This window comes from Bacteroidetes bacterium GWF2_43_63 (assembly GCA_001769275.1).
Classification (GTDB): domain Bacteria; phylum Bacteroidota; class Bacteroidia; order Bacteroidales; family DTU049; genus GWF2-43-63.
Map to the genome: position 1 here is coordinate 1 of MEOQ01000038.1, position 12,751 is coordinate 12,751.

Here is a 12,751-nt window from a genome sequence, read left to right on the forward strand (position 1 = left end):
AAACCATGTTGATCACTCAACAACATAAAACAATCGCACCCCTGTTCGATGAAAGTTTTTGGAAATCAATTTAGGGTGTCCCAGTGGCGAAGTCAGGAAGGCATCAAAAGAAACTGCGAAGCTCCGTCCGATACTCCTCCGCCTCTTGCGGAGTAAACTCCGGAGTTAAATATTAATAGCCCGTATGCCCTTTAGGGCTCCGGGGACCATCATGATACCACATAAGCGAAGGCGCCACATTTTCCCATTAGTTCGTATTTCCTAATGCCTCACGCCTAATGCCTCTCTCGTATCTCGAATCTCGTATTTCGAATCTCGTATTTTGTTTTTCGTATTTTTATTGACACATATATTTCCACATACGCGAAACGCACATTGGAATTTATTCCGCGACAGGCGGAACATTTCCACATCAATTCATTTTTCGCTCATCGCTCTCAATGGGCTCATCGCTGTCATTCTCATTGTCTTCATCGTCCGGTTCTTCGTCTTCGAAATAATTCTTTTTTGGATATAATTCCCGGATGTCTTTTCTATAAAAAACCGCCAGCAAAATACCCAGCAGAAAACCGCTCAGGTGCCCTTCCCATGAGACTTCTGGCAGGGTAGGGAATATGCCCCAGAAAATTCCACCATACATAAAAACAACAAACAGCGACAACGCCATTAGCCGCGCATGGCCTGAAAAAACGCCGGCAAAAAACACAAAAGAAGCAAGTGAATACACCATCATGCTGGCGCCCACATGCCACGCAGGTCGCGCAAACAGCCAGGTCCAGAAGCCTGGGACAATATAGCTGAGCAAAATCACAACCCACGCCATCGGATGGAAATTATTGAAAAGCACCAGAAAAAGAATGAACAATGCTGAAATATTTCCGGCCAGGTGCGACCAGTCTGCATGTATCAGTGGTGCGGTGAGTACGCCAATCAGCCCTTCTTCCGTGAGCGGATAAACGCCCCTTAGAAAAGAGAAATAATCTTCAAAAACAAAAGTAATAACCATTGGAAGGCATAACAGAAATGCCACAAAAATGGAAAACCGGAAAAGTACTTTATCGTTTATTATTGCTGATTCCATGATTTAATCAAAAGAAGTCGCAAAATAATATAATTTTGTATAGCAAAATCCGTTTTTAAAGAAAAAATCATGAAATTCATTTTCTCACTCTTGCTGCTTGGGGCATCTTTACTATCAATAGCCCAGCATGATCCTGCCAAAACAGAAGATAAATTCCGCCGGGCTCTTCAATATATGCGACTTTCGTATGTGGATACCGTTGATGAAAACCACCTGACTGAGCTGGCGATTCAAAAAATGCTTGAGGAGCTCGATCCGCACAGCGTTTATTTGTCGGCAGATGAAATCAAACAAGCCAATGAACCGCTGGAAGGCAATTTTGATGGAGTAGGCATTCAGTTTCAGATTATCCGCGACACCATTAACGTTGTAGATGTTATTGCTGGTGGCCCCAGCGAAACTGTCGGAATCCGGGCGGGCGATAAAATTGTTACCATTGATAAGGAAATTGCTACCGGGAAAGAAGTAAACAATAGTTTTGTCATGAAACGCTTGCGCGGACCTAAAGGAACGCAGGTGATAATGAGCATTGCCAGACAGGGTGAAAAAGATCCGATTGAATTCACGGTGACACGCGACAAAATTCCGATTTACAGCATTGATGCAGCCTACATGATCACTCCGGAGATCGGATATATCAAGCTCAATAAATTCGCTGCAAAAACAATGGACGAGTTTAATGCCGCTATCAAAGAACTGAAAAAGGAAAATTTCGAATCACTGATTCTCGATCTGAGAGACAATAGTGGCGGATATTTGCAGACTTCGGTAGAACTTGCCGACCAGTTTCTTCCAAAAGAACAGCTGATCGTGTACACGCAGGGACGCAATGAAAAAAGAAGTGACTATAGTGCAACCAGCAGGGGCGCCTTTGAAAAAGGAAAACTAGTAATTCTGATTGACGAAGGCAGTGCCTCGGCCAGCGAGATTGTTTCTGGAGCCATGCAGGACTGCGATCGCGCCTTGGTTATCGGACGCCGTTCGTATGGGAAAGGACTGGTTCAGCGCCCGTTCTCTTTTGCAGATGGTTCGGTTATGCGTATGACTGTGGCTCGATATTACACTCCCAGTGGTCGTTGTATTCAGAAGCCTTACGAAAATGGGAATGAAAAGTATTTTGAAGACCTTGGACAAAGAATGAAGCATGGAGAATTCGTTCATCCCGACTCCATTAAATTCCCCGACTCACTACGCTATAAAACAACAGCCGGCAGGGTTGTTTATGGTGGCGGTGGAGTGATGCCCGATATTTTCATTGCACTCGACACAACCAAATACAGCGATTACTATGTGAAACTGATCCGAAAAAATTATTTCAGCACATTTACACTGGATTATCTCAACAGCAATCGCGGTGAAATGCTTTCCAAATACAAAACAGTTGAGAAGTTTAAACGTGAATACAAGGCTGATGAGGCGTTTATGAAATCATTTCTTGATGGCGCAACGGCTGCAGGTGTTGAATTTGATCAGGCTGGATATGATCAGAGTAAAGTTATTATCGAAACAATTCTGCGGGCTTTCCTTGCGCGGAGTCTGTACGGGCCGGAAGCTTATTATTTTCTGATCGCGGAAATTGATGAGGAGCTCATCAAAGCTGTTGAATCCATCGAGCAAGAAGATGTTTTTGAAAAATACTCCATCAAATATTAGCTCCGAATGAAAATGCCAACCTCTCTGCGTCGCAGAATGCGACCTGAGTGCGTTGGAATGTGTCGCCCACAACGCAGAGAGCTCGCTCTGCGAGTCAGGTTGTGGAAATGTTTTGATGCCAACCTCTCTGCGTCGCAGAATGCGACCTGAGTGCGTTGGCATGAAACACTCGAAACCCAATTTTGATTGAATTTTTTCAGGCACCAAACTAGAGAAAACTTATTATATTTGTTGCTTCAAAATTACTACCATCATGGCAAATTTAGAAACAAGCTATTTAGGTCTTAAACTCAAGTCGCCCATTATTGCCGGCAGCTCCGGACTTAGTCTCAAAGTTGAAAATCTGGTTGAGATGGAAAAGAATGGTGTTGGCGCCATAGTCCTCAAGTCTCTTTTCGAGGAACAAATCCGGTTTGAATATGCCAGACAAATGGCTGATGAGAACAACATTGGATATCCCGAAGCTGATGATTACATCAGACAATATACAGAACACAATGAGCTCGAAAAGTATCTGAATCTGATTTCTGAAGCGAAGAAAGCCGTTTCGGTTCCAATTATTGCCAGCATCAACTGCTATTCGGATTCGGATTGGGTGAAATTCACAGAGAAAATCGAAAAAGCCGGTGCCGATGCACTGGAACTCAACATTTTTCTGCTGCCTTCCGATGAAAAATTAAAAGCTGAAGCTATTGAAGATCAGTATGCGAAAATTGTTGACAAGGTCCTTGCAAATACAAAGATTCCTGTTGCAGTGAAGCTGAGTTCCTATTTCACCGACCTGGCTCACTATTTTGTAAAACTTTCGTGGAAAAAGGTAGGCGGCATTGTTCTCTTCAATCGCTCTTTTGCTCCCGATATTAATATTACAAAACAAACCATTGTTGGCACCGGTGTATTCAGCCACAAGGATGAAATATCGCTTCCACTCCGCTGGATAGCATTGCTTTCGGACAAAGTGCAGACCGATCTTTGCTCCTCGACTGGTGTTCATGATGGCGAAGGTGTTGTGAAAATGCTGCTCGTGGGCGCCAAAGCTGTTCAGGTGGCTTCTGTGCTGTATCAGAAAGGCATTGCTGAAATTAGCAAGATGAATGCATTCCTGAGCGACTGGATGGACAAGAACAACTACAAATCGATTGAAGATTTCCGTGGCAAAATGTCCTACAAAGCCCATTCAAATCCTGCCGCCTTCGAACGCGTGCAGTTTATGAAATATTATTCGGGGATTGAATAATTTCAATCAACGGTTTAAAGGCAATATGAAAATCCTGGCTGCTTTGCCGGGATTTTTTCATTTCAGTATTTCTATAATTCGGAAACTGGTAATACACTATACCGCAGCAATGCCTAATGGTTGAAAAGTTTTATCGCCTGTTTTCTTTTAATGTATTAATTTTGCAAGGAATTGAGCAGAACGTATTATGGCAGAGCAGTATAACGAAGAAAGTATTAAATCGCTGGCGTGGAACGAACACATTCGTCTCCGCCCGGGTATGTATATTGGAAAGCTTGGCAACGGAGCTTCGCACGACGATGGAATCTATGTCCTGATTAAGGAAATTCTCGATAATGCCATCGACGAATTCATCATGGGATACGGGAAAAAAGTGGATGTCAAAATTGATGGCAAGCAGGTAACCGTGCGCGATTACGGACGTGGCATTCCCCTCGGCAGTGTGGTTGATGTTGTTTCGAAAATCAACACCGGAGCCAAATACGACAGCGAGGTTTTTAAAAAATCGGTAGGTCTTAACGGCGTCGGAACCAAGGCTGTGAACGCGCTGGCATCTGCATTTCGCATTGAGTCTTTTCGCGATGGCAAGAAAGTGATCGCTGATTTCAGCGGCGGCAATCTGGCGAAACAATCCAAAGACACTGTAGGTGCAAATGAGCGCGGAACCCGTGTTTCATGGACCCCGGACGAGACTATTTTTGGTGAATATGAATACATCAATGAGCACATTGAACGCCTTTTGTGGAATTATGCTTATCTGAACAAAGGGCTCTGTATCAATTTCAACGGCGAAAAATTCGAATCTAAAAACGGATTGCTCGATTTGCTTGAACGCAATATTGATGGTGAAATTATTTATCCGGCGATACATATGGAAGAAGGCGATCTGGAATTTGCCTTCACCCACAGTCATAAAAATTACGGTGAAGAAATTTACTCTTTCGTAAACGGACAGCACACAACGCAGGGTGGGACACATGTTGCAGCATTCAGAGAAGCGCTGGTTGACACGGTCCGGAAGTTTTTTAAAAAGGATTTCGAAGCCAGTGATATCAGGGGAGCAGTTGTAGCAGCCGTTTCTGTCAGAGTTCATGAGCCGGTATTCGAATCGCAGACCAAGACCAAACTGGGATCCCAGTATATGGAACCGAACGGTCAGACAATCCGCAATTATATTGGCGACGTGGTGCGCCGCAACCTTGACAATTATCTGCATATTCACGGAGACACCGCCGACACTTTGCTGCAGAAAATTCTGGCCAACGAAAAAGAGCGGAAAGAACTGGCCAACATCAAGAAAATTGCGAAGGATAGTTTTAAGAAAGTTAGTCTTCACAACAAAAAGCTGCGTGATTGCAAGCTGCATTTCAATGAGGAAAAAGGGGAACGCTGCATGGAGACTACTCTTTTTATCACCGAAGGTGATTCGGCCAGCGGCTCCATCACCAAGGCGCGCGATCCTTATACCCAGGCCGTTTTTAGTTTGAAGGGAAAGCCGCTCAACACCTATGGTCTGAGCAAGCGCATCGTTTATGAAAACGAGGAATTCAATCTGTTGCAGGCGGCCATAAATCTTGAAGAAGGTATTGAAAATATTCGCTATAACAATGTTGTTGTCGCTACCGATGCCGACGTAGACGGTATGCATATCCGCTTACTGTTGCTCACTTTTTTCCTTCAGTTTTATCCCGATCTTGTACGTTCCGGCCACCTGTATATTTTGCAGACACCTTTGTTCCGTGTCAGGAATAAGCAAAAAACCAATTATTGCTATTCTGATCTGGAGCGCGTGAATTCGATCAAAGAGCTGGGACCGAAACCAGAGATCACCCGATTCAAAGGTCTTGGAGAGATTAGCCCAGACGAATTCCGTCATTTGATAGGCCCGAAAATGCGTCTGGAAAATGTGATGCTCAAAAAAGAAAACGGACTTGAAGAAATTCTGAGATTCTACATGGGCAAAAATACGCCGGACCGACAGGGCTTTATTATACAAAATCTGAGAGTAGAAGAAGATCTTCCGGAGCCGGTGGAGCAATAGATCAAGGTTAAGATTAAGGTCAAGGTTGAGATTAGGTCACGCGTCAGAGTCACGCGTCGGGAGACGCGCGCCCAGAGACGCGCGCCCAGGTTGAGGTTGAGGAGCGAAGCTCAAAAACAGACAAAAAAGTCCATTGAAGGAACTACTCCGCCTTGCTGAGTAAACTCCGTAGTTCAAAATCAATAGCCCCGAGCCCCGCCAGCTGTCACACTGAGCGGAGTCGAAGTGCAAAATGGCGGGATAAACTCCGCTCCGGGAACTATCGGGCGACAATGTCACGTTTTACGTGAAGCTCCGTTGAAAAAGATTAGGTCACGCGTCAACGTGAAACCACGTCAAACGTGGCAAGCTGTTGCAAGCAGGAGACGCGCGCCCAGAGACGCTTGCCCAGGTCAAGGCCAAGAGCCGACTTTGTCACGTTTCAAGTGAAGCCCTCAAAAAAAGCTGCAAAGTACCGATTAAAAATCAAATCATTTTTTAACAAGCCCGCTAAAAAACTTACTCCTTACTCCTTACTCATCACTACTATTTCTTATCTTTGCATCCGCAAAACAAAAACGTTCTCTATGTTATCGCGTCATATTATCCGAAGCAAAACCCTGCAAGCAGTTTATTCGTACGTAGTTGGTGGAAATACCGACATTGAAAAAGGGCGCAGGGCGCTGGTTGATTCTGTTGAAGATATGCGCGATCTGATTTTTATACAAATATCGGCGCTGCTGGAATTAAGAGACATCGCCGAAAGAAAAATCGAAGAGAATCGTCACAAACATGTCCCAACGGACGAAGACATCAATCCGAATCTGAATTTTATTGAAAATCCGCTGTTGCTTCATCTGCGCGACAATACTCATGTGCAAAATGCTATCAACGGTCTGCGCATGAACTGGGCGGATATGAACGATATTTTCCGTAAGATATATAAGGAAGTTCAGGAGTGGAGCGAATATCAGAATCACATGAATTCTACCGAGCAAGACTTTGCATCACAAAGGCAATTTGTGGTGAAATTGTTCAAAAAATTCATTGCGTTCGACAGTAATCTCAGAGCGTTGTATGAAGAAAAAAACCTGCACTGGGGCGACGATTCGGTTTTGACCGGATTGATGGTTCATGCATGGCTGAAATGTTATGATCCGGAAAAACCTGAAACAACTGAATTTGCTCCCTTGCTCAAACCATCCGAAGGAATGGGCGATGACGACGACAAGACATTTATGGTTAAACTTTTCGACAAAACCGTTCAGAATTTTGGGAAGTACGATGACCTCATCGAGAAGCACCTTAAAAACTGGGACATAGAGCGAATTATTGTTCTCGACATGTTGGTTATCAAACTCGCACTGACTGAAATTACGCAATTCGAGAACATTCCGATCAAGGCATCCATGAACGAATACATTGATTTATCGAAAGAATTCGGCACTCCAAAAAGCAGCGGCTTTGTCAATGGGATTCTCGATAAAATCATTCAGGAGCTGAAAGCTGACGGTCAAATCGTCAAAAACGGCCGCGGCCTGGCGTAAGGATTTCATCAATTTTGCCAGTGTATATTCTAATTTAGAGCGGTTATAAAGAATATGCGCAAATATGTGATTAACAGATTTTAACGAGCTATCTCAGCGTGTGAGAAGTCGATGTTTTTCAATGTAAACGTTTGAAAAACAATCAAATATAATTTATTATTCAAACAATTAAAAAGTTACTTCATTGTAATTATCCTTTATACATTTGCACCCAAATAAAACGAAACAAAGTGGATCCGATTTTACTTGCAGTAATTGTTTTAGGTGGCGTTGCATTGATTTTTGCAGCCATCATTTTCGGAGTCGAAAAGAAATTTATGGTCGTTGAAGATCCCCGCATTGATCTGGTTGTTGAAAAACTTCCGGGTGCAAACTGCGGTGGATGCGGTTTTGCGGGTTGCCGCAATTTTGCAGAGGCCATTGTGAAAAACGAAAGCTTAGAAGGTTTGTTTTGCCCGGTAGGTGGAAATGCCACTACAGCAGATGTTGCTGCTGTGATGGGGCTGACCGCTGCTGAAAAAGCACCTCAGGTTGCCGTGATTCGCTGTCAGGGCAGTTTTGCCAACTCTCCGGCCAAATCGAATTATGAAGGTGTAAGTAGTTGCGCTTTTGCCCACGCATTGTTTCCTGGTGCCGGTGGTTGTCCGAATGGCTGTCTCGGTCTGGGCGATTGTGTTGTCAGCTGTGCTTTTGACGCAATGTATATTGACTCCGTAACCGGACTTCCGGTTGTGATTGAAGAGAATTGCACATCCTGCGGTGCCTGTGTGAAAGCTTGCCCGCGTGCAATAATTGAACTACGCAACAAAGGACCGAAAAGCAAACGAATTTTCGTTTCCTGTGTCAATACTGAAAAAGGCGCCATCGCAAAAAAGAATTGTGTTGTTGCCTGCATTGGCTGCGGAAAATGTGTAAAGGCTTGTCCTCACGATTCCATTACGCTTGAGAATAATCTGGCGTATATCAATTTCGAAAAGTGTAAACTCTGTCGTAAGTGTGTTACTGAATGTCCCACAGGTGCTATTCTGGAAATCAATTTTCCGGCACGAAAGATTGAAAGTGCTCCCGCAGGTGAAGATCAAATAACCCAATAATTTACAGGAGGCCAAACATGTTGAAGACTTTCAAAATGGGCGGTGTTCATCCCGAAGAATGCAAACTTTCGGAACACAGTGCCATTGAAATCATTGAAGCTCCCGACACCGTATATGTCATGCTGAACCAGAATCTCGGAGCCCCTTCGGTTCCCGTGGTAAGCAAAGGCGACAAAGTGAAAATCGGTCAGCTTATAGCAAAAGGCGAAGCATTCATTTCGGCTTCCATTCATTCACCCGTGTCAGGAACTGTTGACAAGGTTGATGCCTGGGCCGATGCTTCGGGTTACCGCAAACCGGTGATCATCATTAAAAAAGATGGTGAAGAGTGGAATGAAGGCATTGACACTTCTAAAGATCTGGTGAAGGAAATCAAAGCTTCGAAAGCTGAAATCATCGATATAGTCAAGAATTCAGGCATCGTTGGTCTGGGTGGAGCTGCATTTCCAACCCATGTAAAACTCATGGTTCCTCAGGGGAAAAAAGCAGAATACCTTATCATTAATGCCGTTGAATGTGAACCATATCTCACCGCCGACCATCGTTTGATGCTTGAAAAAGGCGAAGAAATCATGATTGGCGTTCAGATTCTGATGAAAGCACTTGAAGTAAACAAGGCCATCATCGGAATTGAAAACAATAAGCCGGATGCGATTGAGCTGCTATCGAAACTCGCGCAGAAATACTCCGGCATCAGCGTAATTGCATTGAAACTGAAATACCCGCAGGGAGCCGAAAAACAGCTGATTAAAGCAGCCATTAATCGCGAAGTACCGAGTGGTAAATTGCCCATTGAAGTTGGTTGTGTTGTTCAGAATGTCGGAACTACGTTCGCGGTTTATGAGGCTGTTCAAAAGAACAAACCATTGATCGAAAGAGTAGTGACTGTAACAGGAAAAAAAGTTTCGAAGCCTTCGAATTTCATGGTTCGGATTGGCACACCGGTTTCTGTATTGCTTGACAAATGTGGTGGCATACCTGAAGGAACCGGAAAAATGATCAATGGCGGCCCCATGATGGGGAAAGCTTTTGCATCAACCGACATATCTGTAACCAAGGGTACGAGCGGAATTCTGCTGATGGATGAAAAAGAAGCAAAACGTGTAAAAGAATACAACTGTATTCGTTGCGCCCGTTGCACTACCGTCTGCCCAATGGGATTAGAGCCATTTCTGCTTGGTCTGGCTGGTGAAAACCAGAACTGGGAAATTGCTGAAAACAACCGCGTGATGGATTGCATGGAATGCGGCTCATGCCAGTTCACATGTCCTTCGGGCAGACCTTTACTCGACAACATCCGTCTGGGTAAAAACAAGGTTGGACAAATTATAAGAAAAAGAAACAATTAAAAGGATTAACACAATATGAATATGCTGACCATTTCAGGATCACCGCACTTACACGCCAGGGGCGATGCCGGAAAAGTCATGCGGCTGGTTATTCTTGCCATGCTGCCTGCACTCCTGGGATCATTCTACCTTTTCGGGCTGGGTGCCGTGAAAGTCGTTTTAGTATCGGTTTTGGCTTGTGTACTGATCGAGTATCTTATTCAACGGTTTTTACTCAAGGACAAATCAACCATTGGAGACGGCTCTGCTGTAGTTACCGGCATTTTGCTGGCCTTCAATGTGCCAAGTAACCTTCCGGTATGGATCATTCTCATCGGGGCTCTGGTTGCCATTGGCATTGGAAAAATGTCTTTTGGTGGTTTGGGCAAAAATCCATTTAACCCTGCTCTTGTAGGACGTGTATTTCTGCTAATTTCATTCCCGGTGCAGATGACAAGCTGGCCAAAACCCATTGAATCGGCCTCTGCACTTACTGATGTGGTCACTGGACCAACGCCACTGGCCTTGCTTAAGGAAAGTGATGGTTTTACGGCTGCAATGGCGAAACCGGAAATGCCGGATTATTTGAATATGCTGCTTGGAAATATGGGCGGCTCAGTTGGTGAAGTTTCTGCCTTGTTGCTGCTAATTGGTGCTGCATTGTTACTTATTACACGTGTTATTACCTGGCACATTCCGGTATCCTACATTCTGGGTGCCGTACTATTTTCCGGAATTTTGTGGCTCTATGATCCGGCTTATTATGCCGATCCGGTGTTTCATCTGATAACCGGGGGTATGATGCTCGGAGTATTCTTTATGGCAACAGATATGGTAACATCTCCCATGAGTCCGCTTGGGATGCTGATATTTGGCTTTATGTGCGGGTTTTTGACTATTCTCATCCGGGTCTTTGGAGCTTACCCGGAAGGAGTGTCCTTCGCAATTCTTATCATGAATGCCTTTGTGCCGCTTTTAAATAAAATCAAACCCAAACGATTCGGGGAGGTAGTGAATAATGGCTAAGAAAAAGAATTCATTGTTTAATATGACCTCAACGCTGTTGATTATTTCAGCGATTGCAGCATTTGCTCTTGCAGGAGTGTACTCACTCACCAAAGGTCCCATCGAGCAGTCAGAGAAAAAGAAAATCGAAACAGCCATCAAAGAGGTAATTCCTGCATTTGAGACACTGGTTCAGGGTAAAGTAAAATGTGCCGATTCCGACGACAGTCTTACTGTTTATTATGGACTCAAAGGAACCGACACAACCGGAGTTGCGGTAGAATCTTTTACGAAAAACGGTTTCTCAGGTTTGATCACCATAATGGTCGGATTTTTACCTGATGGGACAATCAACAATACCAAGGTTTTGACTCACGCCGAAACGCCAGGTCTTGGAACAAAAATGATGGAAGACAAATTCAAGAATCAGTTTATGCAGAAAAATCCAACGAGCTTCAAGCTTGTTGTAAAAAAAGATGGCGGCGATGTTGATGCAATTACTGCTTCTACCATCACAAGCCGTGCTTTTTGCGACGCTGTTGACCGTGCATATAATTCAATTTGGAAAGGAGGTCAGGAATGAATCAATGGACAAATTTCACCAAGGGTTTTATTAAAGAAAATCCTGTATTGGTGCTACTGCTGGGAATGTGTCCCACGTTGGGTGTTACCACATCGGCCATCAACGGAATCGGGATGGGACTGGCCACCACTTTCGTACTGATTATGTCTAACGTAATCATTTCGCTGATCAAGAATTTTATTCCTTCATCGGTGCGCATTCCTGCATTCATTGTTGTGATTGCTTCTTTTGTGACCGTCGTCGATCTTAGCATGAAGGCTTATATTCCTGATCTGCATGCGCAGCTTGGTCTCTTTATTCCGTTGATCGTTGTAAACTGCATCGTGCTTGGCCGTGCCGAAGCATTTGCATCCAAGAATAATGTATTCAGCTCATTCATAGATGGCCTGAGCATGGGACTGGGATTCACATTCGCTCTTGGTTTGCTTGGATCTATCCGTGAAATTCTGGGTGGAGGAGCCATTTTTAACCAGAAGTTTATTCCTGCTGAAATGGACGGAATCCTTGTTTTTGTGCTTGCTCCCGGCGCTTTCATTGCCCTGGGATATCTGATTGCACTTGTCAACAGTTTTAAAAAGAAATAAAACCAAAGCACTATGGAATACATTGTAATTGTTATATCCGCCATATTTGTTTCCAACATTATTTTCGCTCAGTTCCTCGGAGTTTGTCCGTTTCTGGGTGTTTCGAAAAAGATTTCGACAGCTGTTGGAATGGGTGGCGCTGTTGTTTTTGTAATGACACTCGCTACATTGGTAACATACCTGATTCAGGTTTATGTTCTTGATGTATTCTCTTTGCAGTATCTGCAAACCATCGTTTTCATTCTTGTCATTGCTTCTCTGGTGCAGATGGTTGAAATCATTCTGAAGAAAATGTCGCCCCCGCTTTATCAGGCGCTCGGTATTTTCCTGCCACTCATTACAACCAACTGCGCTGTTCTTGGGGTTGCCATCATGGTAATCACAAAGGAATTTGTTCTGGGAGAAGCGCTTGTATTTGCTGTATCAACGGCTATCGGATTTACACTGGCACTGGTTATTTTTGCCGGAATTCGCGAACAACTTGACCTGATGGGTGTTCCAAAGGGCATGCGTGGAATTCCCATTGCGCTTGTTGTTGCCGGCATTTTATCGCTCGCATTTATGGGATTTGCAAACCTCGTTTAGAGATTGCAAGTAAACCAAATCAACCTGAATCCCT

At 44.1% G+C, this 12,751-nt stretch carries 11 protein-coding genes; 10 read left to right on the plus strand and 1 reads right to left on the minus strand.

The genetic code is table 11. The features are described from left to right. Positions 1-412: 412 nt before the first annotated feature. Positions 413-1,081 (minus strand): hypothetical protein, encoded by a 669-nt coding sequence (locus A2W93_00150; GenBank protein ID OFY53817.1) that lies wholly within the window; start codon positions 1,079-1,081, stop codon positions 413-415. A gap of 69 nt (positions 1,082-1,150) precedes the next feature. Between A2W93_00150 and A2W93_00155 the strand changes: the two genes are divergently transcribed. The 10 genes from A2W93_00155 (at position 1,151) to A2W93_00200 (ending at position 12,717) form a co-directional block, all read left to right on the plus strand. Next, on the plus strand, positions 1,151-2,734 hold the full coding sequence (locus A2W93_00155; protein OFY53818.1) for a hypothetical protein: 1,584 nt from the start codon (positions 1,151-1,153) through the stop codon (positions 2,732-2,734). A gap of 253 nt (positions 2,735-2,987) precedes the next feature. Next, a complete protein-coding gene (locus tag A2W93_00160) occupies positions 2,988-3,971 on the plus strand; it encodes a diguanylate cyclase (GenBank protein ID OFY53819.1) in 984 nt (327 codons plus the stop codon). A 187-nt stretch (positions 3,972-4,158) separates the two neighbouring features. Next, positions 4,159-6,012 (plus strand): DNA topoisomerase IV, encoded by a 1,854-nt coding sequence (locus tag A2W93_00165; GenBank protein ID OFY53820.1) that lies wholly within the window; start codon positions 4,159-4,161, stop codon positions 6,010-6,012. A gap of 566 nt (positions 6,013-6,578) precedes the next feature. Further along, positions 6,579-7,538: a transcription antitermination factor NusB gene (locus tag A2W93_00170; protein ID OFY53821.1), complete on the plus strand. Its 960-nt coding sequence runs from the start codon at positions 6,579-6,581 to the stop codon at positions 7,536-7,538. A gap of 230 nt (positions 7,539-7,768) precedes the next feature. Continuing rightward, positions 7,769-8,632, plus strand: a complete 864-nt coding sequence (locus A2W93_00175) for a ferredoxin (GenBank protein OFY53822.1) — start codon at positions 7,769-7,771, stop codon at positions 8,630-8,632. A gap of 17 nt (positions 8,633-8,649) precedes the next feature. Next, a complete protein-coding gene (locus A2W93_00180; protein OFY53823.1) occupies positions 8,650-9,981 on the plus strand; it encodes an electron transporter RnfC in 1,332 nt (443 codons plus the stop codon). Between the two features lie 15 nt (positions 9,982-9,996). Continuing rightward, the gene (locus tag A2W93_00185) at positions 9,997-10,986 is read left to right on the plus strand and encodes a Na+-transporting NADH:ubiquinone oxidoreductase subunit D (GenBank protein OFY53824.1); all 990 of its coding nucleotides are present in this window, start codon (positions 9,997-9,999) and stop codon (positions 10,984-10,986) included. Next, on the plus strand, positions 10,979-11,548 hold the full coding sequence (locus A2W93_00190) for a hypothetical protein (protein OFY53825.1): 570 nt from the start codon (positions 10,979-10,981) through the stop codon (positions 11,546-11,548). The genes A2W93_00185 and A2W93_00190 overlap by 8 nt, the downstream gene beginning before the upstream one ends. Further along, positions 11,545-12,132, plus strand: a complete 588-nt coding sequence (locus A2W93_00195; GenBank protein ID OFY53826.1) for an electron transport complex subunit RsxE — start codon at positions 11,545-11,547, stop codon at positions 12,130-12,132. Before A2W93_00190 ends, A2W93_00195 begins: the two co-directional genes overlap by 4 nt. Positions 12,133-12,144: 12 nt before the next feature. After that, on the plus strand, positions 12,145-12,717 hold the full coding sequence (locus tag A2W93_00200) for an electron transport complex subunit RsxA (protein OFY53827.1): 573 nt from the start codon (positions 12,145-12,147) through the stop codon (positions 12,715-12,717). The last annotated feature ends 34 nt before the right edge of the window (positions 12,718-12,751 follow it).

Excerpts from the sequence above, each read along its gene's own strand:
- A2W93_00170 (OFY53821.1), top strand. The coding sequence starts at position 6,579 with ATGTTATCGCGTCATATTATCCGAAGCAAAACCCTGCAAGCAGTTTAT.
- A2W93_00200 (OFY53827.1), top strand. The coding sequence starts at position 12,145 with ATGGAATACATTGTAATTGTTATATCCGCCATATTTGTTTCCAACATT.
- A2W93_00190 (OFY53825.1), top strand. The coding sequence starts at position 10,979 with ATGGCTAAGAAAAAGAATTCATTGTTTAATATGACCTCAACGCTGTTG.
- A2W93_00150 (OFY53817.1), bottom strand. The coding sequence starts at position 1,081 with ATGGAATCAGCAATAATAAACGATAAAGTACTTTTCCGGTTTTCCATT.
- A2W93_00180 (OFY53823.1), top strand. The coding sequence starts at position 8,650 with ATGTTGAAGACTTTCAAAATGGGCGGTGTTCATCCCGAAGAATGCAAA.
- A2W93_00195 (OFY53826.1), top strand. The coding sequence starts at position 11,545 with ATGAATCAATGGACAAATTTCACCAAGGGTTTTATTAAAGAAAATCCT.
- A2W93_00160 (OFY53819.1), top strand. The coding sequence starts at position 2,988 with ATGGCAAATTTAGAAACAAGCTATTTAGGTCTTAAACTCAAGTCGCCC.
- A2W93_00155 (OFY53818.1), top strand. The coding sequence starts at position 1,151 with ATGAAATTCATTTTCTCACTCTTGCTGCTTGGGGCATCTTTACTATCA.
- A2W93_00185 (OFY53824.1), top strand. The coding sequence starts at position 9,997 with ATGAATATGCTGACCATTTCAGGATCACCGCACTTACACGCCAGGGGC.
- A2W93_00165 (OFY53820.1), top strand. The coding sequence starts at position 4,159 with ATGGCAGAGCAGTATAACGAAGAAAGTATTAAATCGCTGGCGTGGAAC.